This is a genomic window from Butyricimonas faecihominis (genome assembly GCF_033096445.1).
GTDB lineage: Bacteria > Bacteroidota > Bacteroidia > Bacteroidales > Marinifilaceae > Butyricimonas > Butyricimonas faecihominis.
Map to the genome: position 1 here is coordinate 4104212 of NZ_AP028155.1, position 24302 is coordinate 4128513.

A 24302-nucleotide genomic window follows, 5' to 3' on the forward strand; every position below is an offset into this window, starting at 1 on the left:
GTTGGAGACAAGCCTTTAGGCCTTGATATGTATGCTTTTAAATAATGGGATTGAAACATATTTGTCACATTTTCTATATAGTTCCAAATAAAATTTGTAAGTTTGCCGAAATTTTTTGAATTATGGAGTTTAAAGCAAAGGACATAGCAGCTCTATTAAGCGGGGTTGTCGATGGAGACCCCGAGATTTCTGTAAATAACGTATCTAAAATAGAGGAAGGAAAGCCGGGAACGTTGGCTTTTTTAGCTAATCCTAAATACGAACATTATATCTACACGACGCAAGCATCGATCGTGTTAGTGAATAAAACATTCGAACCCACGCACGAGTATTCCTGTACTTTGATCCGGGTGGAATCGGCTTATGATGCCATTGCAACATTGCTGCAAATGTATGATGATATGAAGCCGAAACCAGTAGGAATTGAACAACCTTCTTATATCAGTGATAGTGCCACGATCGGGGAAAAACCTTACATCGGGGCATTTGCATATATAGGGAGAGGTGCGAAAATCGGGAATAACGTGAAAATATATCCTCAGGCCTATATCGGTGACGGTGTGGTTATCGGGGATAACACGATTATTTATGCCGGGGTAAAGATTTACACGGGATGCGTGGTCGGGAAATCCTGTATCCTTCATGCCGGAGTGGTACTGGGAGCTGACGGTTTCGGATTCGCTCCGGAAGGTGATCATTACAAGAAAATCCCGCAGATCGGTAACGTGTTGCTGGAAGACGACGTGGAGATCGGTGCGAATACTTGTATCGACCGGGCTACCATGGGATCTACGATTATTAAAAAAGGAGTTAAACTCGATAATTTAGTCCAGATTGCACATAACGTGGTAGTGGGAGGTAACACGGTTATCGCTGCCCAGTCTGGGATTGCCGGGACTACAAAAGTCGGTGAGAACTGCGTGTTCGGCGGGCAGGTGGGAATTGTCGGTCACTTGAATATCGGGTCGGGGACGCAGATTGCAGCCCAGAGTGGTATCACTTCCAACATACCGGAAAAATCTGTCCTGCGCGGATCGCCTGCATTCGATTATCCGAAATACCAGAAATGTTATGTCATGTTCCGTAAATTACCGGAGCTATACGGGCAAATAAAAGATTTAGAGAAAGAAGTAAATAAATTAAAATCAGAATAAAATGTCAGTAAAGCAAAGAACTTTAAAGAGTGAATTTTCTTTGAATGGAAAAGGTTTGCATACCGGGAAACAGGTGACCGCGACCTTTAAGCCAGCTGAAGAGAACTTTGGCTATCGAATACGTCGAATGGATTTGGAGGGATCTCCTGAAATTCCAGCTTTGGCTGAATATGTAAAATTAATGGATCGTGCCAGTTGTCTTGAAAAAGACGGCGTGTGCGTGTTCACCATGGAGCATGCGATGGCAGCTCTTTACGGGAGCGGAATTGACAACTGCCTGATCGAGTTGAGCGGGGAAGAATTCCCGATCTTGGACGGTAGTGCTAAATATTACGTGGAAGAGATAGAGAAAGTAGGTTTTGAAGAACAAAAAGCGGATAGACGCTACTTTACAGTGAAAGAGCAAATGGAATTTTGTAGCGAGGACGGGCAGACGAAAATCACGTTATTGCCGGATACCGACTATAATATAAATTTGGTCGTTGCTTACGATTCTCCTTATTTGCAAATGCAGTATGCTACTTATTCTGAAAAAGTAACCGATTTTGCGAAAGAAATTGCCCCGTGCCGGACATTCGTGTTCCTGCGCGAGTTGGAAATGCTTTTGCAGCACAATCTGATTAAAGGTGGGGATTTGGATAACGCGATCGTGATCGTTGATCGTGAAATTTCTCAAGAAGAGGTGAACCGTCTGGCTAAACTGTTCAACCACGATTCTATCGAGGTGAAGCAGGGTATTTTGAATAATTTGGACCTGTACTTTGACAATGAACCGGCTCGTCATAAATTGCTGGATGTTATCGGGGATTTGTCCTTATGTGGGCGTTTTATCAAAGGACGTGTTATCGCGGAGAGACCGGGTCACAAAGCAAACACCAGTTTGGCCAAGAAAATGTGTAAGGCCATCACGCAGGCGGAGAGAGAAGATGTTCGTCCCGACGTGGACACGACGGCCGAACCGTTGATGGATGTGAATAAGGTGAGAGCCTTGTTGCCTCATCGTCCTCCTTTCCTGTTGGTTGACAAGATTTACGAGGTGACGGATGACATCGTGATCGGTTGCAAGAACGTTACCATGAACGAGCCTTTCTTCGTGGGACACTTCCCGGAAGAACCGGTAATGCCGGGTGTGCTGATCGTGGAGGCGATGGCGCAGTGCGGGGGGATTCTGGTGTTGAATCAGGTGGAAGACCCGGAGAATTACTCCACGTATTTCGTGAAAATAGATGGTATCAAATTCCGTCATAAAGTTGTTCCGGGCGATACGCTGGTTTTCAAGCTGGTAAAGATTGCTCCCATCCGTCGTGGGATCGTGACGATGAGAGGGTACGCTTTTGTCGGTAAAACGTTAGTTTGTGAAGTGGGTGAATTCATGGCCCAAGTTGCAAAAACGAAAAAATAGTGATAAGCTTGTACTTAAAATGTAACTATTATATTGTAATTAAATAAAAAAAACGAATGAAACAACCGTTAGCTTATGTTCATCCTGAAGCTCAGATCGCGGATAACGTGGTGATTGAGCCTTTCGTGACAATTGATAAGAATGTTGTCATTGAGGAGGGAACAAGAATTGGTTCGAATGTCACTATCCTGGAGGGAGCGCATATCGGGAAAAATTGTAAGATTTTTCCGGGGGCTGTTATTTCTGCCATTCCTCAGGATCTTAAATTCAAGGGAGAGAAGACAATCGTCGAGATTGGTGATAACACGACCATCCGGGAGTGTGCGACTATAAATAGAGGTACTGCCGCTAAAGGCGTAACTAAAGTCGGGAGCAATTGTTTGATCATGGCCTACGTGCATATCGCGCATGACTGCGAGATCGGGGATAATTGCATTATCACGAATGCTTGTCAGTTAGCCGGAGAGGTCGTTGTGGATGATTTCGCTATTATCGGTGGAATGTCTGCCGTGCATCAGTTCGTACATATCGGTCGTCACGTGATGATTCAAGGTGGCTCTTTAATTGGTAAGGACGTACCTCCTTACGTGAAAGCCGGGAGATTACCTTTGTCCTACGCGGGAGTGAATTCGATCGGTTTGCGCCGTCGCGGATTCGTGAACGAGAAGATCAACGAGATTCAGGATATATACCGGATACTTTTCCAATCCGGGTTGAACAACTCTGATGCGGTGGAACGAATCGAGGCCGAGATGCCGGCATCCAAAGAACGTGACGAGATCATTATGTTCGTGCGTAACAGCAAACGGGGTGTCATGAAAGGCTATATGGGATAAAAATCCAAAGCATTAAATATCTATTTCAGAGCCCGGCCACTCAAGGTCGGGCTTTGTTTATGATAATATTTCATACTCAAACTCCTCCGTCACTTCGTGCCACCTCCTCTATAAACAGAGGAGGAGCTGGTGAATCTTGCTGAAGATAGAGAGTATTTCAACTCTCCCTCTGCCAGAGAAAACTAAAAACTAAAAGTTGAAAGTAGAAAATTAAGAAGCGTCGGCCTTGTGTGGTGGAAATCTAAAATCTACAATCATTAAATCTAGAATTAGTAAGGGGAGTACCCCGAAGGGGGGAGGGAGTTCGTTTACTGTAAACTCGTGTATAAGTCCTAAAAAAAAGCACTCCTTGCGAAGTGCTTTTTTGCTGTTCTAATCCTAGAATTATAATTTCGGACCTGCGGCAACCAATGCCTTTCCGGCCTCGTTTCCTTCGAACTTCTTGAAGTTTTTGATGAAACGTTCTGATAAGTCTTTTGCTTTCGTTTCCCAGTCATTTGCGTTACTGTATGTATCGCGAGGATCAAGGATCTTCGGATCAACTCCCGGTAATGCGGTCGGAACCTCGAAATTGAAGAACGGGATTGTTTTGGTCGGGGCTTTGTCGATAGAGCCATCCAAAATAGCATCGATGATTCCGCGAGTATCTTTAATGGAGATACGTTTACCGGTTCCGTTCCATCCGGTATTTACCAAGTATGCTTTTGCTCCTGTTCTCTCCATTTTCTTAACCAGTTCTTCTGCATATTTTGTCGGGTGTAATGACAAGAATGCAGCACCGAAACAAGCAGAGAAAGTCGGAGTCGGTTCAGTGATACCGCGTTCCGTTCCTGCCAATTTTGCAGTGAATCCGGACAAGAAATAGTATTTCGTTTGTTCCGGGGTCAGGATTGATACCGGAGGTAATACTCCGAACGCATCAGCTGATAAGAAGATAACTTGTTGTGCAGCCGGACCTTTAGAGATCGGTTTCACGATGTTCTTGATATGATAGATCGGGTAAGAAACACGAGTGTTCTCGGTAACTGATTTATCATTGAAGTCGATTTTTCCGTTAGCGTCCACGGTAACATTCTCCAACAAAGCGTCACGTTTGATGGCGTTATAGATGTCCGGTTCGGCTTCCTTGCTCAAGTTGATAACTTTAGCATAGCATCCACCTTCGTAGTTGAACACGCCTTCATCATCCCATCCGTGTTCGTCGTCACCGATCAAAAGACGTTTGGGGTCAGTTGACAATGTGGTTTTACCTGTTCCTGACAAACCGAAGAAGATAGCGGTGTTCTTACCTTCCATATCCGTGTTGGCAGAACAGTGCATAGATGCGATTCCGCGTAACGGGTTCAGATAGTTCATGATAGAGAAGATACCTTTCTTCATCTCACCACCGTACCAAGTGTTCAAGATTACTTGCTCTTTGGTTTTCAAGTTGAAAACGGTAGCTGTTTCGGAGTTCAAGCCTAATTCTTTGAAGTTTTCAACTTTAGCTTTTGCAGCGTTGAAAGAAACGAAATCCGGTTCCCCGTAGTTCGCTAGTTCTTCTTCTGTCGGGCGGATGAACATATTCTTCACGAAGTGAGCTTGCCATGCAACTTCCATGATGAAACGAACTTTCAAACGGGTACCCGCGTTGGCCCCGCAGAACGTGTCAACCACGTACAGTTTTTTGCCGGACAATTGTTTCACGGCTTTTGCCTTCAAATCTGCCCATGCTTCTTCCGAACAAGGTTTGTTGTCGTTCTTGTATTCGTCAGAAGTCCACCATACAGAATCCTCGCTGGCCTCGTTCTTTACAAAGAATTTATCTTTCGGTGAACGTCCGGTGTAGATTCCGGTCATCACGTTAACTGCGCCAAGCTCGGTCAAATATCCTTTTTCGTACCCTTCCAGTTTCGGGTCTGTTTCTGCCTTGTACAATTCTTCATATGAGGGATTGTGAAGGATCTCTTTCACATCCGTGATTCCATAAATACTTAAATCTAATTTTGCCATAGCAATAAATTTATGTTAGAAATTAATTAATTCTTTTTTTCTTTAATTCGGCACAAAAGTAGGAAACATTTTGATATAAAAGAACCAATTTCTCCTTTCCCTTGTCCGTTTATGTTTTATTAACACGTTCTTGTTTTTCTATTCTCTCAAGCATATGCTTACACGATCGTATACCTTTTGTACGTTCGTGTCCGTGAACTTGTTACGATCTATGTTTAGAATGTAACTATCGGTAAATGGGGAGTTTAGTTTTCGATCAATCCGGCTCCTGCCGATGGCGGTTAGTGCCGCAACTTGAAGATTGGGATGATCGGAATTTAAATATTCATTTACCATTTGTTCCACGTTTTCCCGTTTCGAAAGAACCAATGTCCCGAAATATTCCGCGATCTCGAAGTTGTAACAGAATTGTAATAATTGAGTAATTTTTTCTGTAATCAACTCGTGAACCGGGAATAAAAAACAGGCAACGATTTGTTCTTCTCGTTTCTTTGTTCCCCACAATAGTTGTGCCAATCTTAAATCGGGTTGGTATTGTCCGGCCAGATTTTTGAGAGAGAGGTAACTTGCCCCGATCTGTCCCCGCGTGTCGGCTCCTATCCGTTCCATGCTGTCAAGACTTCTTCCGTTTTGTAACCGGAATATTCTTCGGCTGACTTCTTTAAAGAGTTGCTCTACTTTTTTATCAATCGGGAAAACTTCTATCACCTTGTCCTGTTTATTTAAAGTAAATGAAAATATTAGCATGTTTATACACGTGCAAAAATAGCTATAAAAAATGAAATCGTGGCGTCAGAGGTTATGTTTTGTAGCATATTCAAACGTTTGTGTAGAAGATGATTAGTTTAAATAATCTGAATCTGTTAAATATTTATTAAGATTTCGATAGAAAGGTAATCTTTGGAAGGATATAATTAATTTCGCTTTCACAAAGACCAATAGAACAAATTTAAAGGAATAAATGATGATCAAATGTTTTTTATGGTTCGTACCCTGCTTTTTCGTGCTGGCCGGGTTCGCGCAGAAAGCTAATTACAAAGAAGCCGAACGTTTTATGCGTGGGAACGCGGAAAAACTGGTAGGATCAACGAAAGTAAGTCCTCGTTTTTTGAAGGAAAGCGATAAGTTTTGGTATAGTTACAAAACGGGCGATGGAACCCGTTATTATTTCGTTGACCCGAAGGCGAAGATTCACCGGGAGTTATTCGATCGGGAATTTATGACTGCCGAGATCAGCAAGTATACCCACGGACCGGTGAATTACAAAGAACTACCCGTGCGGGCATTGGCTTTTAAGGAAGATGAGAAGACATTGAAGTTCGAGGTGGATACTTTCCGTTTCGAGTATAACATTTATACCAATCGGTTGGTGAAAATAGATTCTGCCCGAAAGAAACCGGATACAACTCCCAAGAAATCGAACGGGTTGGTGGGGACGTATTCTCCGGATAGTACTTATATCGTTTACGCGAAAAGTCATAACCTGTATATGCTTTCCGTGAAAGATTCCGTGGAAACCCAGATCACGACGGATGGGACATTGAAATATTCTTATGCATACGATGATACGGATACCACGAGTAAACGGGAGTCTGCCCGGGTGACTTGGTTCGAAAATTCTGAACGTTTTTACGTGCGTCGCTCGGACCGGAGAAAGATTAAAACGCTTTATGTGGTTAATAATTTGAGTTCCCGTCCGACGTTGAACGAGTATGAGTACGTGATGGCCGGGGATCAGGAGGTGCAACACGAGGAATTATTCTTGGTGGACACGACCGATAAGAAATTGATCAAAGTGCCGGTTGAGAAATGGCCGGATCAGACGTTGAGATTGTTTACCCCGGGAAAAAAGGTCAACAGTCTTTATTTCCTGCGCAAAAAGAGAACCTGTGACGAGATCGATTTTTGTAAGGTGGATTTGAAAACGGGGGAGGTGAAGGTGTTGATTAACGAGATTAGTAAGCCTTATTTCAATAATGATTTCTTCCATCTTTCCTTGTTGAACGAGGGGGAAGATATTATCTGGTGGTCGGAGAGAACAGGTCACGGGCATTTCTATCATTACGATGGCGAGGGAAATCTGAAGAACGCGATTACGGCCGGAAATTGGACGGCCGGGAAGATGGTTAAGATTGATACCGTGGGACGTACCATTTATTTCGGGGCTTACGGGCAGGAGAAGGGAGCGTGTCCCTACTATGCCCGGGTGAATAAAGCCCGGATTGACGGGAATGGTCAAGTGGAGGTGCTGACTCCCGAACAGGCCACTCATGAGGCTTATTTTTCGAAGTCGGGACGTTATTTCGTAGATAATTATTCCCGTGCGGACTTGGAACCCCGGAGCGTGTTGCGGGATAACAAGGGAAAAGTGATTCTGGAATTGGCATCACCCGATTTGACCCGGCTTTACGAGACGGGATGGAAGATGCCGGAGCCTTTCACTGTGAAGGCTGCCGATGGGCATACGGATTTGTACGGTTTTATGTGGAAGCCTTTTGACTTCGATTCAACCCGGCGTTACCCGATTATTTCGTATGTTTATCCCGGGCCGCAAACTGAGGCGATTCCGTTGGAGTTTTCCGTGACGGCAGCTTATAATGTTGGTCTAGCACAAGTCGGTTTCGTGGTGGTAACTTTCGGTCACCGGGGAGGTAGCCCGATGCGGGATAAATGGTATCACACGTTCGGGTATAATAATTTGAGGGATTACCCGTTGGCGGATGATAAGTGTGGTATCGAACAGTTGGCTGATCGTTTTTCTTTTATTGATAAGTCCAAGGTGGGTATTTTCGGACATTCCGGTGGAGGTTTCATGTCTACCGCGGCATTATGTACTTATCCCGATTTCTACACGGCGGCTGTTTCGTCGGCAGGAAATCATGACAATAATATTTATAACCAATGGTGGGGAGAGACGCATCACGGGGTTCGGGAGGTTAAATCTTTCGAGAAGAAAACCGTGAAAGATTCCATCACGGGGAAAGATACCACGATTTCCGTGGAGAAGATCAAGTTCGAGACGAAAATCCCGACGAATATCGAGCTGGCGAAGAATTTGAAAGGGTATTTGATGCTGGTGACCGGTGACGTGGATAATAACGTGCATCCGGCGAACACCTTGCGTATGGCAGATGCGTTGTTGAAAGCGGGAAAGAATTTTGACTTGGTGATTTTACCGGGACAAGCTCACGGTTTTATGGGCATACAACAGGCTTTCTATCAACGGAAGATGTGGTTCCACTTTGCGAAACACTTGCTGGGGGATTATTCGTCCGATCAGTTCCGGGAGATTGATGCTTATATGCGGTTGTGAGGCAAATGCTAACGCCTTGATTTTATTACACAGATTATAGGATTAGAAATAATTCCCGAAGAGGGAGAGTTACCCAGCTCTCCCTCTGTTTATAGAGGGAGTACCCGAAGGGGAAGGGAGTTTCTGTAAATAAGTTGATTACATTGAAATGAACCCCTCCGTCACTTCATGCTATATTATCCCGTTGGCTATGTAGTTTCCTAAAATTGGTTTACTAGATTTGACATTCAATAAATTGTATAAAGCATTTTCAATTCTATTTTCTGTTACAAGTTTACTTCAAAAAACTGTAATTCCTGTAATAGTTTTACTTTTTTATTGGCATCCCGGGAATTCCCGGGATGCCAATAACACTTGGCGTCAATACATGACCCTGGCGAATAACTCTTTTTTATCGCGGTGTGCCTGGTCCGGAACTTTCAACCCGATAGCCATGTGTGGTCTTCTGGTGTTGTATATCCCGATGATTCTCTCCACTTGCATTCTCGCCTGGTCAATATCTCTCAAGACCATATCGTTTAACCATTCCCGTTTCAAAATCCCGTTCACTCTCTCGGCGATACCGTTATCGTAAGGGGAGCCATCTTGTGTCACGCTGACTTGAATACCGTGTTCTTTCAATATCCCGGTGTACAGCGAGGAGCAGTATTGCCCACCCCGATCCGAGTGATGAACAAGCTTATCGCTAAAGTTGGGAGGTAGCGTTGCCAACGCCCGGCACAACGCCTTCACGGGACCGGACGAGTCCAGGGTGGGGTGAACTTCCCACCCCGTGATCCGCCGGGAATAAGCGTCGGTTACCAGCGAGAGATACACGAAACCGGCACTCGTTGACAGGTACGTGATATCACTGACCCATACCTGGTTGGGGCGGGTAACTCGAAGCCCTTTCACCAGGTTCGGGTACTGGCGATGCCACGCCCGGGAATCCGTCGTGATGACCCGGTACTTCTTCTGTTTTATCATTAAATCGTGAAGGTGAAGTAAACGATAAAGCCAATCCCGACCGACGGGAAGCCCGTTAGACCCCAGCATGTTCCACAATTTATTAACCCCGAGGTTAGGCATGTCACGGCGAATATCCTGGACGATGGAAAGAACGTAACGCTCGCGTTCCTCGCCTCCACGATCGGCACGGAGGCTCTTGTAATAAGCCTGCTTGCTGTAGCCAAGGGAATTGCAAAGGTGTTCCGTCACGGCTTTACCTCCCCGCTCTTTTTGTCTCTCGACAATCCCGCTAATAGCATCTCCTCGTAGTTTTTTTTTACATCAACATGCAGGCGTTCCCTGGCTAACTCTAGCATTAACTCGTAAGCTTCCACTAGTATTTTCTGTTTCTCTACTTCCTGACGTAAAGACTCCAGCTCGGCGCGTTCTTGATCGGTCATCGGGTATAACATTTTGTAATTACGCGAAGATAAACGTTTGTGTTGTTCTTCCGATAAAACGCGAGATTTATACTTGTGTAGCCAAACGTGAAAAGTCGAGGGTTTGACCTCGTACTTGGCTAGAACTTCCGCGTAACCCATTTCATTGATTATTCGATCTCGTACCGCTGATAATTTCGTCTTCACGGCGTAATAACGACGACGAACAGGGGGAAAATTTAATTCTGACATTGGTTTACTAAGTTTACTGTAAACTTTTTTCAGGACAATACACTATCCTTTGTCTATCGATAGGCTATGACAAGAACACAGCATCTTCATAGCATGAACATAGCAAGAACAATCTCTCATGTATTTGCCGTGTTCTTGCCTTGTCATTACTTGGCACTTGTTATAGTTTATCCCTAGTTTACCCGTGGAGCAATCAGGGACGAGCGTCGAGATGGATGCTTGTAGAAGATACTGTAATAGAAATAGGAAGGGGGAAAATGGATCGTCCCCCTTCCTGCACGAAGTCTTTTCACTGGTTGCAATTGTGAAATGTAAGTCCGGACTTCGTGTTGGTCTGAACCAAGTCAACGATGAAAATTCTAAATTGTCTTATTTGATGTTGGGGTAAAAATCAACAGGGGAAATAGCCGGATCAATGCAGGTTCCGGCTATTCCTGTTTCTATATCCCGGTCAATAAAAAATCCGGACCGAGCAAGTCAATCCGGAGTATGGCATAACGGCTCGGGATTGACTTAATTCATGGGAGTTGCGTCTGCCATCATGAAAAAAGCAACCCCACGCCGCTATAAGTATAATTCTGAAAAGAATATACGTGTAACAAACGTGAGTGTTGCAATCTTCATGGTTTAATGGCTATAAGCCTGGTTCGCAACTCCTAAACCATGTCGGATTTTAACCTCAACATCATAATCGGATTTATGGCGGCTCTCCGCTCAATCCTTAATACAAAGGTATGATTTTTTTGATTTATTACAAGCTATTATTTCAATTTGTTGTTGGGGATTATCGTATATAGGAATTATTCTGATTTTGATGATATTTTGCTTTTAAATACTATTCCCGGAAACTGTATTATTTCTGTGAGAGGGTTTAGCAATGGGATAATGAGTATAGATTCTAGATTTTAGTCTTTTTGATGAAACATGATATAAGTATAATGACTTGGGATTGACTTGATTCATGGAAGTAGCGATCTGTCAACATGAAAAAAGTAACCCCATGCCATTATAAAAAATTGGTGATTCCTCATACAATCTTTAGTACAAAGGTATTGGTTTCGATCGAAAATCGGGATATACTTGTCAAAAAGATATGCCCCGATTTTGTGTACTACGATTATTTAATGTGCCTTATTCTTTCACCACGATGGTAAAAATGTCTTCGAGAATGGCTGAGTGGTCCTCGTTTTCCACCTGTAAGCTGATTTGATAAGTTCCTGCCGGGATATTGTTGTAAACGGGAATGTCAAAAGCACCGTTTCCTCGGACCGTAACCTCTTTCAGAAAAGCTACTTTGTCGCCATCGGTTGTTGTCACCTGCCGGATTGTGATGTAGATGGGTTGAGTTCCTTCCACACCCTCGATGGGGGGAGAGACCACGTGTAGGGGTTCATTCGCATCTTGGGATTTCGTGACCTCCAGTACGTTCGGATTATATTGGGCGACCTCTGTTTCTAAATATCCTACTTTTACATCGTGGCAGGAAAATAGGGCAAGGCAGATAATGATAGATATGTATTTCATATTCTTGTCGATTTAAAGTTTTTCAATTTTTTCAAGTTCTGTTTTGGGGACAAGGTCTCCTAATGTGTAATTGTAATTCAAAGAATGGACGACCCCGGTCAGCGTTTCAATGTCCGGAGAGGCTAATGGTATTTGGGTTTCGGCATTCTTCGAGAACAGGTACAGGGTAACGGCTCCTGCGTCGGCAACACCCCCGTATTCTGATTTCTCCCGGTAACCCAGTAGAGTAACGCCGCCTGCCGTGGTCATTTCTGTGGCACCGACAATTTTCCCGGTAACATCCGGAATTCGGAAATTCATTTCGTCTTTCATGATCCGTTTCTTCACAACGTGCATGAGGATAATTTGTTTACAGAATGTTTTACTCATATCGCTTATTCTTGTAATCTCCCTGTCTAGCATATAGCGGCGAATCGAATGGTTCGTGGGGCCCCAGAACGTGATTTGTTCGTAGCCGGGTTCTCGGCCTTCAAAAAGACTTTCCAGTTCTGCATGTTGAATCATAACCAGCAGGGAGTCCCAGTTGTAGGAGCTGGTATGGAAGTATTCGAGCATGGAGCAGTCATGTTTCCCGTTGGAAATACCGGTATCTATGTAATTGCTTTTGGGATCACAACTAGTTAGAATGCCAATGGTGAATATGCTTAATAAAATGTATTTCATAATCTTCAATTTTTATTCCGGTGAATGTTAATAGCGTGCTTGCCAATATTTGTTTTGGGTCATAAGTGAATTCTCGTTGAAAGCCGGGTAACCGACAGGCATGTATAGGGCCCCGTTATCCACGTCTTGTTGAGTCATTTGAGTGGCATGGAATTTGGACAACTCTGTTTTCCAGTATCCATTACGGACGATGTCATACCATCTTTTCCCTTCCCATAAAAGTTCTTTTTCCCGTTCCTTGAAAATGATGTACCTTAGGTCGCTTCCTTCCGTGGCGGCATTGTAATCATGACTCCGGTTCCCGTAGGCTCTTTCTCGGATGCGGTTCAGGTCCTTTGTGGCGAGATCATTCTTGTTGATGCGAGCGTAACACTCGGCCCGGAGGAGAATGAGGTCTGCTAGGCGATAAATGATGTGGTCACAGGCGAAACATTCGAATTTACCTTGGCTCCATGAAGTTGTTCCTAGTTGTACTTTCCGGAATTTGTAAGGGTAGGCATATCCCTCGGCCAAAGCGTGCCATTCGGCGTTTTTACGGATTGTGTCGAGGTCATAGAAATAGGCCAATCGGCGTTTGTCTCCTTGGTACACACCCTCGGCGATCATCCCTTCAAAGTGACCCGGGTACATTTTATCCACGGTTGTTTCGAACATGCGGGCGTAGCAGTATTTGATGTCTCCCCGTCCGTCTTCCGGTCGAATCGGGAACGTGACGAATTCTTCCATGGGTGTCCATGGATTACGGGTAGCCTCCACGTAATTGAATTTAATTTCAAAGATTCCTTCGTCACTTCCACCGGGTAGGACTTTGGTACATACTTCTTCGGGGTCGGTAGCTAGGGTGTAATGACAGGAGTCAATCACGAAGTTGGCGGCGTTAATGGCCTCCTGCCATAATTCTGGTTCGTTATTGATGGCAGCCTTCCACGCACAAAGGTCTGCCTTGAGAGCCTGGGCGATCTCCTTGGACGGGGTGGCTTTGTCGGTTACCTGTGATCCGTTGGCATCAATCAAGCCATCGCGCAGGGGCAGAAGTTTAATTGCTAGGTTGGTTTCATCTAGGGCGAATTGTAGGATGTCTGCAACGGATGATTTCGCTTTTTTAGAAATATCTCGGCTGTCAGTCTGTAAAGGTGCCTCTCCCCATTTTTGGGCAATGCGGAAATAGGTGAATCCACGGTAGAAATGTGCCAGTCCGATGTAATAATCTTTTCTGTCTTGGGTAATCTCGGCCTTGTCAATGTTTTCCAATAAAATGTTGGCGTAGCAGATTATTGCGTAGTGTGAGTTCCAGAAAAAGTCAACGTAAATCGGGGTGAATTGTGAGGCATCCCAGTTGAAACTCTTTTGTGCGGAGGTGCTGCTTAACGTGTCGTGTACAAAACCGAGGTCGATGGGGGTCTTATTTGCGTTAAAGGCACAAGTACTTCTAAATTCGTCCCGGAGGGCATTCAGGGAGGTTTCAATGTCTTTTTCCGTTTTGAAATAGTTCTCAAAAGTAACGGAGTTTTCAGGAATTACTTCCAATCCGTCCGTGCAGGCAAAACAGCCCCATAATATGCTTAGTATGAATAATATTTTGTTCGCTTTCATGGCTATCATAGTTTAATCGTTATACCTAAAGTGAGTTTACGTGCCAACGGGTAGTTTTTACCATCGTCGAGTCCGGTGTTTATATCCACGGTTTCTGGGTCTAGTCCCGAGTAGTTCGTGATGTTCAACAAGTTCTCTCCACTGAAGAACACGCGAATGTCTTTAATGTATATTTTCTTCAGGAGATTTTTAGGGAGTGTATAACCGATAGTCAGGGTTTTAAGTTTTAGATAATTTACTTTTTCCACGTAGCGATCTATCACCGGAGACCAGCTATCATTGAAATTGTTGAGTTCTGCTTTGGGATAGGTGCTGTTGTCGCCTTCTTTCTCCCAGAAAGATACTTTCTGTATGTCTTCAAAGATGGGGAACAGGGAGGTTTCCTTGCTGGTTGAGACGATCGGGAGCAGGTTGATCATGTCTCTTCCTAGGGAGTAGGACCACAGCATATTCAGGTCAAAGTTTTTCCATTTGATCTCGTTCACGATACCACCGTATAGTACGGGCAAACTGCTACCGATGTACACGACGTCCGATGTGCTGTTGATGTAGCCGTCCCCGTTCACGTCAACGATCTGTAAATCTCCGGGTTTGTAGAATACATCTGAGAAGTATTGTTTCTCGATGGCCCGGTACGTGCCGTCTTGGCGATAGTAGTATTTAATATCTTCCTCGGACTGGATGTATCCCGTTGTCTTGTATCCCATGATGTTTCCGACGGGCTTTCCGATAATGTAGCTACGACTATTCCCGGTCATGTCACTCATGTTCATATCTTTCCCGTTGTAGGTTTCCAGTAATTTGTTCCAGTTTTTGGCAAAGTTGACAGATATGGTCCAGAAAGAATCATCCGTCCGCATGATGTCATATTTAATGTCAAATTCAATACCTTCGTTTGAAAGGGCTCCAGCATTTCTCCACATGGCAGAGTAGCCGGAATGATTTCCCGGTATCGGGGTTTTGCTTAACATTTTGTCCGTGCGGCGGTAGTAATAGTCGGCTGTGACGGAAAGACGATAATTGAAAAAATTCATGTCAAGACCAAGGTCATATTGCTTGGTTTCTTCCCAACCTAGTTTGGGGTTATAATATCCTTCCTGTAAATCTGGGGTAATGATGGGGTTGCCCTCGTAAGAACCTTGGCCGCCTAAAAGTAAGCCGTAAGCCAAATAAGGTTGGTTGAACTGGTTTCCGGAGACCCCGTAACTGAAACGAAGTTTACCAAAACTTAATGCCTCGAACCATTGCATGAAGTTTTCTTCCGAGAAGTTCCAGGCTATGGCAGCCGACGGGAAGGTGGCCCAGCGTAAATCCCTCCCGAATACGGAACTTCCGTCTCTTCTTAACGTGGCGGTTAGCATATATCTTTCCTCGAAGACATAGTTAAGACGGCCGAAATAACTCATCATCTTTTTCTCGGTGAAGTCAGATTGGTAGTCTTTCAGGGCTTGCGTGTAATAGTCTCTATCTGCGAGAGAGGGCCACCCGTATTTCGTGGCGTAATGCACGTAGTCACTCGGACCGTTTTGGGCGGTTCCCCCGATATAATTATATTGGTCGTACTGGTAGGAATATCCCAGCATGACATCTATTTTGTGACGTTCACCGAAGATTTGCTGGTAATTGATCAGGGCCTCGTCTAGAATCGTGTATTCCCGGCTAACCTCTCCGTTGGTTAAGGATTCTTTCGGGTCATTCAGCCAAGAAGGAGAGAAGTAATTTCGGTTATTTTGTGAATAGTCGAGAGAAATCGTGTTGGAAATATTCAGACCTTTCATAATGTCCAGTTTTAAACCGAAGGTGCTGCGTAGGCGGTAGGTGTTGTTTTTTTCCTCTACACCCCGTAGACCTTTTAATACCTCTTCGGTGACCGAGTTGTTGCCCGGTAGTAGGGTGGATTGCGATAGCGGGTCACCCGGAATGACTTCCACCTCGTTCCCGGCAGAGAATCCGGAACTTTTCACGCCCCGACTACGATCGGAGAAGGCTAGATAATTTCTGAAGTCCACGGTTAACATGGGTATCGGGTTCATGATGAAGTTTCCCATCAAGTTTATTCGGGAGTACCCGGTTCCTTTCAGAATACCTTCTTCATCGTAGTAACCTAATCCCACGGAATAAGTCATTCGTTCCGAACCACCGGATGTTTGTATGTTGGCATTCAGTGTTTTGGTGGCTTGGAAATAGTATTTATAGAAGTTGGTAGAGTTGTTGTAGAAAGGGTTTAAGCTATCTTGTAATTCATCCCCGTTCTTGTTCCCGGAAACAGTCCCATCTCCCCAGTAGGCATCGTATGAACCGCCCTTGGTGTAAGCCTCTTCATAAGAGATGGGATAGATATACATATTTTTATCTTGATCTTTATAAGCTTTACGGGCATTGAAACGTTGTAACAGCCGGAAATTGCGTTCTGCTTTCCCTCCGGTTTGCACGGGGTATTCCGGTAGCACGTTGTACGTGTATGAAAAGTTGACATCAAATTGAGCGGATTGGTTTTTACGGCCTTTTTTAGTGGTCACGATGATTACCCCGTTAGCGGCTCTTGATCCGTAAAGGGACGTGGCGGAAGCATCTTTCAAAATTTGGATGGATTCGATCACTTCCGGGTTCAAGTCGGCCAACCCGTTTGTTCCGGTTACCGGGGAGGTGAAAGAGGCCATGGGAACCCCGTCAACAACCCATAGGGGATTAGAGAATCGTCGTCCACTTTCCACGCTGAGGGAGTTGTACCCGCGAATGGTGACTTGGGTTCCACCGCCACCGGGGGCTCCCGTGATGTTGGTTACGTCCATACCAGCTACCCGTCCTTGTAAAAGGTTGGCGATGCTTGGGGAAGGAATTCCCTTGATGGACTCTGCTTTCACGACAGAGATGGCCCCCGTCATTTCCCGTTTGTTCGTTTGTCCGTAGGCAACAACGTGTACTTCATCCAGTTCTGAAATGTCTTCTTCCAGAATAACCACGAGGTCTTTATTTCCTTTGAATGGAACTTTCTTGGTTTTATAGCCGACGAACGAGCATACGAGGTTTCCGGATGATACAGGAAGTTCGAGGACAAATTTACCGTTGACATCGGTGGCGGTTCCCAGTAGCATACTGTCCAGTTTGATGGTCACCCCCGGCATGGGTTCGCCTTTCTTGTCTTTCACGATACCCGATATTCTGTATTTCTTCACGTCGTCTGTTTTGGGAGTGGCTTTCATGACTATGATGAACTCCCGGTTTATTTCAAAAGTCAATCCCCGCTTTGTCAGCACGCGATGTAACAGGTCTTTTAATTCGATCTGGTCGAAATCGGCCTTGACTTTGGCATTTTTATCGAGCATATCGTTGTTATACATCACGATACATCCCGTCTGTTTGCGGATTTCCCGGAATAGTTCTTCATAGGTTGTTTCGCCCATGTTCACCTTCATCTGGTATTGTCCCAGGGAGTTGGCACTTGCTCCGAATATGAAGCCTACAAGTAGAATCATTGTTAGTCGCATAATCAAAAAGATTTTCCAACGTTCGCTTTTTTTGAAAGCGAACCCTGTTAATGGATTTTTTTTCATACATTTGTAATATTAAGTTTTAACTGAACTGGGACCGAAAGGTGGTGCGAACACCTGACGGTCTTTTTTTTATTTCTCGTATATCTGGATTACATTTCCATTCACTTTAAAGTAAACATTAGATGTTTTTTCAATAAATTCAAGCATGAATAACAGCGTGTTACTCCGTTTGATAGCACCCGTGAACTTGAAGTCTCGTATATCGCTGTTTGCGAAGAAGAAGTCCACGTCGTACCAGCGGCTTAACTGTGATACAAGTTGTTCCAGCGGCATATCATTGAATTCGAACATCCCGTCTTTCCAAGAGACATAGCCAGTGACATCTACTTCCCGTGTTTTCAGCGTCCCGGATTTGTTCTCCGTGACGGCCTGCCATCCCGGTTTTAGAATACATTTTTCATGTTGATTGTACACCTCGACTTTCCCACTCACGAGAGTTATAGCTGTGGTCGTTTCATCCTCGTAAGCGCTGACATTAAACGAAGTTCCGAGAACTTTCGTGTTGGAGTACGGGGTGTGGACGACAAAGGAGCGGAGCGTGTCTCGTTTTACCTCAAAATAGGCTTCTCCTTTCACGCTGACCTCTCTCGTGTTACCCGTGAACCGGACGGGGTATTTTAGTTCGGTTTCGGAGTTTAGCCATACCTTGGTTCCATCCGAGAGAGTAAGGATGTATTCTCCACCGCGGGAGACAACAAGTGTGTTGTACTCGACGGTTTCATTTGTTGCCCGTGTTGAAAGAGAGTCACTAAGCTCGTATTTTAGTCCGGTGTTTTCACCATCTTTAACGATGGTGTTTTTGATTTTTATTTCGAAGGTATCATCAGCATTTAATTGAATCTTTTTCCCATTGTCAAAGATTAAGGTGGCTTTAGGACTACCACTTTTCACTTGAGCCAAGTCGAGGATCGTTTTTTCCGGGGAGGGTTCGTGAGGAATGAATCTCGTTACCGCAAAAAGAATTAAGCAAGCGGCTGCTACACCGGATACAAGGTATTTCCAATGGAAGGATTTCTTTTGTTTTTTTAGACGGGAATTCAATTTTTCTTTTCCTTGCAGGGAATCGATACGTTTCCATGTTTGAACGTGTGCGAGCTGATAATGGGTCTTGCTTAATCTTTCAAATAGATCCCGATTTTCTTGACTTGTGTCAAGCCAGTCTCGGATGAGTTCTATCTGTTCCGGAGAGGCTTTTCCAGTCCAACAAGCTTGAATGGCTTGAAATATGTTGTCATCTATTTCCATGTTTCTGTTTATCTTTTATTAGTTAAACAGATTTTTGGTCCTGACGGGTGAATGAAATAAGAAAAAAAAGAAATATATTTTTAAATATCTCTGGTAAACAGTGTGTTGTAAGCGTTGTTTTATTGAAAATCCTGGGGGTATAACATGAAAAGCAAGAACATTTTCTTGTATTCTTCTAATTCTGAACGTAATTCTCTCATCCCGGCTTTCAGTAATGTTTTCACGGTATTAATGGATACTTCCAGTTCATCCGCAGTCTCTTGATAGGAGTGTCCTTGACACATAACAGATTGGACAACTTGTTGTGTCTTTTCAGGAAGTTTCCGGACGGCAGCTAAAACGGTTTCGATGACGGTTTCATCCAGTAGATAGGATTCCTCTTGAGCTATGGCGTAATGAGGTAAATCTAATTGCTCCGTGGGTAGTCCTTTTTTGGTTATCTGGTTCATGCAGGCATTTTTCACGATCGTGAAAAGGAATGTTGACAAAGCGTTTGGATGGATATGTTCATAAAGTTCTTTTTCCCATAGTTTCACGAATTGTTCCAGTACCGTGTCCTCAGCTTCCGGTAGATCGTGGAGTAGGTCATCGGCGAACACGACTAAAGGTTTGTAATACCTGTCAAACAGTGCATTCATACCTTGTCTTTTACCGGCTTGTAGCAAAGCTATTATTTGTGCATCACTGACACTCATATCCTATTCACATGATTTGTTCTATTTTCCCGATTAGTTGTTTTGCGGAAAGATCCATTTGCTCAACGGCCATCCAGGTCACGATGTTTTCCCGGTTGACGAGATAGACACGGGGAATGGTGCTATTGGCAAAAAGGGAAAAGACTTTTTTGTCCGGGTCAAGGTAGAACGGCATAGTGAAGTTTTGTTCTTTCCAGAATGCGTTGACGACTTCGGCTGTTTCCCCGCGGGAGATGGTGACGAGTCGGAAGGTGGGTTGGTCTTTCAGTTCATTCCACACGCTGTCAATCTTCGGGAGTTCCCGCTTGCAATCGCCACAGGTGGTAACGAAGAAAACCAACAGGGTTGTGTTTCCTGATAAATCTTCACTATGAAGTTCTTCTCCGGTTGCGCTTTTCACGGTGAATTCCGGTAATTTGTCGTTTTCTTCGATGTAATTTATGACATCCTCTTTTTCGTCTTTAATACAGGAAAGAAGAAGTAATGTAAATGCGAGTAACGTGACGAATATTGTTTTCATCTTTTACGAATTCTGTTTCAATTAGACCGTGAAATTAGCGAATAACATCGAATTATAAAAATATTACGTATTTTTTGCCGTGAAGTAAGTATATATACACAAGCGAGAAGCTTGGAAATCGTGTATGTTTGTATGCGGTAAAAAAGAAGAATAGTATGAATAAGATATTGCAAGAAGATTTTGACTTGGCTCCGTGTATGGTTGCCGGATATGAAAGTTTTATGGATGGTTTGTTGAATATCGTACATTCCGGGCCTATTTGCGAGAGCGTGGGTGAACGGATCAAGTCGTATGTGCTGGATTTTGTTCAAAATCACCCGTTGGATTCTTTTGATTGCTTTTCGGATGAGACCTATACGCGGAATTATATTGGCAGGGACAAATCCGGTTGGGAGGCTATCGTGATGTCGTGGAAGAAAGGAAACCGTACGGCCATTCATGCTCATCCCCAGTTTGCTGGTTACACGTTTGCCGATGGGGAGTTCTTGGTTGAGGTTTTTGAACCTTTTAAAGAGGGGATTTGTCTGGTTCAAGAGATGACAATTAGCGATATTCACGGGGTATATGCTATCGGCAAGGCTGGTAAATACAACAATCATATTCACCGGATTACCTGTTTAAGCGATACGGCTCACAGTTTACACGTGTATTCGGATGACGCATTGAAAGGGGAGAAGTTGGACGAACAAATGATATATTAATTTTAGATTTTGGATCCTATCGATTAAGTGATTTAATGATTTTCGATTAAGTGATTTTAATCACCCAATCATCGAATCGGCAATCACGGAATCTTTTTCATTCTAAACTCTAAATTCTACATTACTTTAAACTTTTCTTCATTTTCAATTGTAAAATATTATTTTTGTCGGCGTGTGTAAATATTAGTAATAAATTGATAGTATGAGTGTGACAACAAAAAAGAAAGAGAAAGTAAAGTTTAGTAAAGCGTTTTGGGTTGCCAACACGGTAGAATTGTTAGAGCGTGCCGCTTATTACGGGGTGTTCGTCGTGATCACGTTATATTTGAGTAACGTCTTAGGATTCACGGATATTCAGGCGGCTACTATTGCGGGAGTTTTTTCCGCTTGTTTGTATTTATTGCCGACATTTTCGGGTGCGCTTGCCGATAAGATCGGTTTTCGTAAGTCGATGTTATTGGCGTTTACCTTATTGTCGTTAGGTTATTTGGGTTTGGGATTATTCCCGAATTTTCTGGCTTCGACGGGATTGGTAGAGTACGGTTACGTGACAAAGTTTACGGGATTGCAGGAAAGCGGTTATCGCTACGGGATTATTCCGATCATGATTCTGATTATTGTGGGAGGATCATTCATCAAGAGTGTGATTTCCGGTACGGTGGCCAAAGAGACGGACGAGAAAAGTCGGGCAAGAGGGTTTGCTATTTTTTACGGGATGGTGAATATCGGGGCTTTCTCCGGAAAGGTTCTTGTCACCCCGTTACGTGATGCCATGGGGCATGAGGGGATGATCGTGTTAAATTATTTCTCTGCGGGAATGACTTTCCTTGCGTTGATCGCGATTTATTTATTTTACAAGAGTGATAAACATGCCGGGGAGGGAAAGACTTTCGGACAGATATGGACGGCTTTGGTGAAAGTTTGTACTAACGGACGGTTGATTGTTTTGATCTTGATTATTACCGGGTTCTGGATGGTACAACATCAGTTGTATGCCACGATGCCGAAATACGTGACCCGTTTGGCGGGAGAGGCAAGTGCCATCGGGTGGTATGCTAACGTGAATCCTTTGGTGGTCGTGTTGACGGTGAATCTGGTGACTTCGCTGATGCGTAAAAAGTCAGCTTTGTTCTCCATGACTTGTGGTATGTTCATCATGCCGATCTCGGCTTTGTGTATGGCTTCCGGGAATATGTTGGGTGGTGGTGAGATTCTTGGATTGCATCCGGTGGCCTTCATGATGATCGTGGGAATCGTGTTCCAAGGATTGGCAGAAGTGTTTATTTCTCCTCGTTTCTTGGAATATTTCTCTTTACAAGCACCGAAGGGAGAAGAAGGAATGTATTTGGGTTTTAGTCATCTACACTCCTTTTTGTCATCCATTTTCGGGTTCGGGTTGTCCGGGTTCTTGCTGAGTAAATATTGCCCTGCCCGTGAATTATTTAGTAGCGAGGCCGATTGGATGGCTGCCTCTGCAAATGCGCATTACATCTGGTATTACTTTGCGGCAATTGCTTTGGTATCAGCCGTGGCCCTGATTATTTACGGGAAAGTGGTACGTCGGTTGGATGCGAAGAAAGCGGCAGTAACACGATAAAATTCATTTATTAAATAGTAAAGCGTCGGTAGTTTTCCTATCGACGTTTTATCTTGTCTTACTTTGGATTTGTGACAAATTTTATCGTTTCATGTTTGGATTTGTGACAAATATCAGGTGGTTTATGTTTGGATTCGTGCAAATGTTGATTGTTTTTGGAGGAGATATTAAAGAAAGCGTAAATATTATTAAACCTCTTGTTATTCTTAAAAGTTATTGCGTAATTTGTGTAGCATAAAAAGTGCTGCACAAATTACGCAATAATTATATGATTTATTATGAGTGATATAGCGAATCCTTTTCTCGTGTATGGTTATGTTAGTCCCAAGTATTTTTGTGACCGGCAGGAGGATACCCAAAAACTTATTTCCGCATTGCAGAATGGTCGGAATGTTACCTTGATGAGTCCTCGACGTATGGGGAAAACTGGATTGATTAAAAATGTCTTTTATGAGGTTGCTCGTCAGAAACCGGAGGTTGCCTGTTTTTATTTGGATATTTATTCTACCACTTGCTTGAATGATTTTATCATTCTTTTAGGGCAAACGGTTATAGGAAAGTTGGACTCCTTCTCACAGCGGACATTGGCATCGTTAACCGGTTTTTTTAAAAGTTGTCATTTGGTATTTTCTTCTGATCCGTTGAGTGGTGTCCCCCAAGTGACATTAGATTTCCAACCTACACAGGCTCAGGCTACGCTGAAAGAGATTTTTGATTATTTGGGTATGTCCGGGAAAGAATGTTATATCGCTATTGACGAGTTTCAGCAAATTGTTGATTACCAGGAAAAGGGTGTGGAGGGGTTACTACGATCTTATATCCAATTTCTTCCTCATGTACATTTTATTTTTTCAGGTAGCAAGCAACATCTTATGAATGAAATTTTTTCCTCCGTGAAACGACCTTTTTACAGGAGTACGGAAAAGATGACTTTGCAGACTATTGCTAAGGAGGCTTATTCTCGTTTTGCTCGTGATTGGATGAAACGAGGAAATAAGCAACTGGATGAAGACGTATTTGATGAAATCTATGAACGTTTCGGGGGACATACGTGGTATGTGCAATATATCTTGAATCGTCTTTATGGACAATCGAAATCAGTGATTGACAGAGGGGTGGTTGAGGCTTGTCTGACGAGTATAATACAATCGGAGATTGATTCGTATCAGTTACTATACGGGATGTTGACCGAGAATCAGTCCACGTTGTTGCGTGCTATCGCGAGAGAGGGTATCGTCGCTGCCATCAATAGTTCCGCTTTCGTGAAGAAATACAGGTTGAAAGGTACCAGTAGTATTAATACGGCATTGAAGTTTTTGTTGGACAAAGAGTACGTTTTTAGATCGGAGAGAGGGTATTGCGTGTACGATCGTTTCATGGAATTGTGGTTGCGTTCGTTGCCCTATGGTAATCTGTGATGAGACATGGAATTCATCTGGTTGAAACACTTCCTTTGACGAGGGTACTTGGTCTTGAGTTTTGATATAATTATTTATTGCTATCGTTGTTCCGATAAGGAAAAGAACGATAGCTAAGATTAATGCTCTTATCATAGCTTTCGGTTTTTGGTGAATTTGATTTTACGGGAAATGCGATAATAAGGTTACAATGCAGGCCTTTGGCGGTGTTTACTCCATCAGTTCTTTGATTTTTTGTTTTAAGGATTCACCTTTTAGGTTGATAGCGATGATTTTAGTTCGGAACCGTGATAAGGCCATAGTAAACCGTCTTCTTCAATGCTTCCAGCCACTCGGATTTGTCGCTATCCAGAGAAATACTGATGATTTCCAAGCCTTGGGAATTGAATTCATTGTAGAGGGCTATCATTTCCGGATTTGTTTCCCGGCAGATCTAGAATGAAAAGTTCTTTACGGTAACGAATGGTCGGCTTTCT

The 24302-nt window shown here is 43.7% G+C and carries 19 protein-coding genes; 7 read left to right on the forward strand and 12 right to left on the reverse strand.

The annotated features are described in order from the left end of the window. The first annotated feature begins 122 nt into the window (after nucleotides 1-122). From lpxD to lpxA, 3 genes are read left to right on the forward strand one after another with little or no spacing between them, the layout of a single operon-like run. Nucleotides 123-1154 carry a UDP-3-O-(3-hydroxymyristoyl)glucosamine N-acyltransferase gene (gene lpxD / locus R8806_RS16995; RefSeq protein WP_027200409.1) on the forward strand — a complete coding sequence of 344 codons (1032 nt, stop codon included), beginning with the start codon at nucleotides 123-125 and terminating at the stop codon, nucleotides 1152-1154. Between the two features lies 1 nt (nucleotide 1155). Continuing rightward, entirely contained in the window at nucleotides 1156-2556 is a 1401-nt protein-coding gene (locus tag R8806_RS17000) for a bifunctional UDP-3-O-[3-hydroxymyristoyl] N-acetylglucosamine deacetylase/3-hydroxyacyl-ACP dehydratase (RefSeq protein ID WP_124315673.1), read from the forward strand. Nucleotides 2557-2612: 56 nt separating this feature from the next. Continuing rightward, on the forward strand, nucleotides 2613-3392 hold the full coding sequence (gene lpxA / locus R8806_RS17005; protein WP_027200407.1) for an acyl-ACP--UDP-N-acetylglucosamine O-acyltransferase: 780 nt from the start codon (nucleotides 2613-2615) through the stop codon (nucleotides 3390-3392). A 384-nt stretch (nucleotides 3393-3776) separates the two neighbouring features. On the opposite strand, the gene pckA is transcribed toward lpxA, so the two are convergent. Continuing rightward, nucleotides 3777-5384, reverse strand: a complete 1608-nt coding sequence (pckA, locus tag R8806_RS17010; RefSeq protein WP_124318292.1) for a phosphoenolpyruvate carboxykinase (ATP) — start codon at nucleotides 5382-5384, stop codon at nucleotides 3777-3779. Between the two features lie 138 nt (nucleotides 5385-5522). Continuing rightward, a complete protein-coding gene (locus tag R8806_RS17015) occupies nucleotides 5523-6131 on the reverse strand; it encodes a hypothetical protein (RefSeq protein ID WP_124318291.1) in 609 nt (202 codons plus the stop codon). 214 nt (nucleotides 6132-6345) lie between these two features. Between R8806_RS17015 and R8806_RS17020 the strand changes: the two genes are divergently transcribed. After that, a complete protein-coding gene (locus tag R8806_RS17020) occupies nucleotides 6346-8697 on the forward strand; it encodes a S9 family peptidase (RefSeq protein ID WP_307720355.1) in 2352 nt (783 codons plus the stop codon). Between the two features lie 360 nt (nucleotides 8698-9057). On the opposite strand, the gene R8806_RS17025 is transcribed toward R8806_RS17020, so the two are convergent. The 9 genes from R8806_RS17025 to R8806_RS17065 form a co-directional block, all read right to left on the reverse strand. Next, on the reverse strand, nucleotides 9058-9894 hold the full coding sequence (locus R8806_RS17025; protein ID WP_164720063.1) for an IS3 family transposase: 837 nt from the start codon (nucleotides 9892-9894) through the stop codon (nucleotides 9058-9060). Continuing rightward, a complete protein-coding gene (locus R8806_RS17030; protein ID WP_124318325.1) occupies nucleotides 9891-10316 on the reverse strand; it encodes a hypothetical protein in 426 nt (141 codons plus the stop codon). The genes R8806_RS17025 and R8806_RS17030 overlap by 4 nt, the downstream gene beginning before the upstream one ends. A 1131-nt stretch (nucleotides 10317-11447) precedes the next feature. Then, on the reverse strand, nucleotides 11448-11840 hold the full coding sequence (locus R8806_RS17035) for a hypothetical protein (protein ID WP_124316923.1): 393 nt from the start codon (nucleotides 11838-11840) through the stop codon (nucleotides 11448-11450). Nucleotides 11841-11852: 12 nt separating this feature from the next. Next, nucleotides 11853-12503, reverse strand: a complete 651-nt coding sequence (locus R8806_RS17040; protein WP_124316924.1) for a hypothetical protein — start codon at nucleotides 12501-12503, stop codon at nucleotides 11853-11855. Nucleotides 12504-12530: 27 nt separating this feature from the next. Further along, complete coding sequence (locus R8806_RS17045) at nucleotides 12531-14096, reverse strand: RagB/SusD family nutrient uptake outer membrane protein (RefSeq protein ID WP_164719653.1); 1566 nt, start codon at nucleotides 14094-14096, stop codon at nucleotides 12531-12533. 5 nt (nucleotides 14097-14101) lie between these two features. Beyond that, nucleotides 14102-17650 (reverse strand): SusC/RagA family TonB-linked outer membrane protein, encoded by a 3549-nt coding sequence (locus R8806_RS17050; protein WP_229783043.1) that lies wholly within the window; start codon nucleotides 17648-17650, stop codon nucleotides 14102-14104. A 69-nt stretch (nucleotides 17651-17719) separates the two neighbouring features. Beyond that, the gene (locus tag R8806_RS17055) at nucleotides 17720-18895 is read right to left on the reverse strand and encodes a FecR family protein (protein WP_124316926.1); all 1176 of its coding nucleotides are present in this window, start codon (nucleotides 18893-18895) and stop codon (nucleotides 17720-17722) included. A 119-nt stretch (nucleotides 18896-19014) separates the two neighbouring features. After that, entirely contained in the window at nucleotides 19015-19590 is a 576-nt protein-coding gene (locus R8806_RS17060; protein ID WP_118303970.1) for an RNA polymerase sigma factor, read from the reverse strand. Between the two features lie 7 nt (nucleotides 19591-19597). Continuing rightward, complete coding sequence (locus R8806_RS17065) at nucleotides 19598-20110, reverse strand: TlpA family protein disulfide reductase (RefSeq protein WP_124316927.1); 513 nt, start codon at nucleotides 20108-20110, stop codon at nucleotides 19598-19600. Between the two features lie 155 nt (nucleotides 20111-20265). Between R8806_RS17065 and R8806_RS17070 the strand changes: the two genes are divergently transcribed. The 3 genes from R8806_RS17070 (at nucleotide 20266) to R8806_RS17080 (ending at nucleotide 23826) form a co-directional block, all read left to right on the forward strand. After that, a complete protein-coding gene (locus R8806_RS17070; protein WP_124316928.1) occupies nucleotides 20266-20811 on the forward strand; it encodes a cupin domain-containing protein in 546 nt (181 codons plus the stop codon). Between the two features lie 208 nt (nucleotides 20812-21019). Further along, complete coding sequence (locus R8806_RS17075; RefSeq protein WP_124316930.1) at nucleotides 21020-22408, forward strand: MFS transporter; 1389 nt, start codon at nucleotides 21020-21022, stop codon at nucleotides 22406-22408. 278 nt (nucleotides 22409-22686) lie between these two features. Then, complete coding sequence (locus R8806_RS17080) at nucleotides 22687-23826, forward strand: AAA family ATPase (RefSeq protein ID WP_124317697.1); 1140 nt, start codon at nucleotides 22687-22689, stop codon at nucleotides 23824-23826. Between the two features lie 274 nt (nucleotides 23827-24100). Here R8806_RS17080 and R8806_RS17085 read toward each other — a convergent pair whose 3' ends face one another. Further along, nucleotides 24101-24259: a thioredoxin-like domain-containing protein gene (locus tag R8806_RS17085; protein WP_262707607.1), complete on the reverse strand. Its 159-nt coding sequence runs from the start codon at nucleotides 24257-24259 to the stop codon at nucleotides 24101-24103. Nucleotides 24260-24302 lie beyond the last annotated feature (43 nt).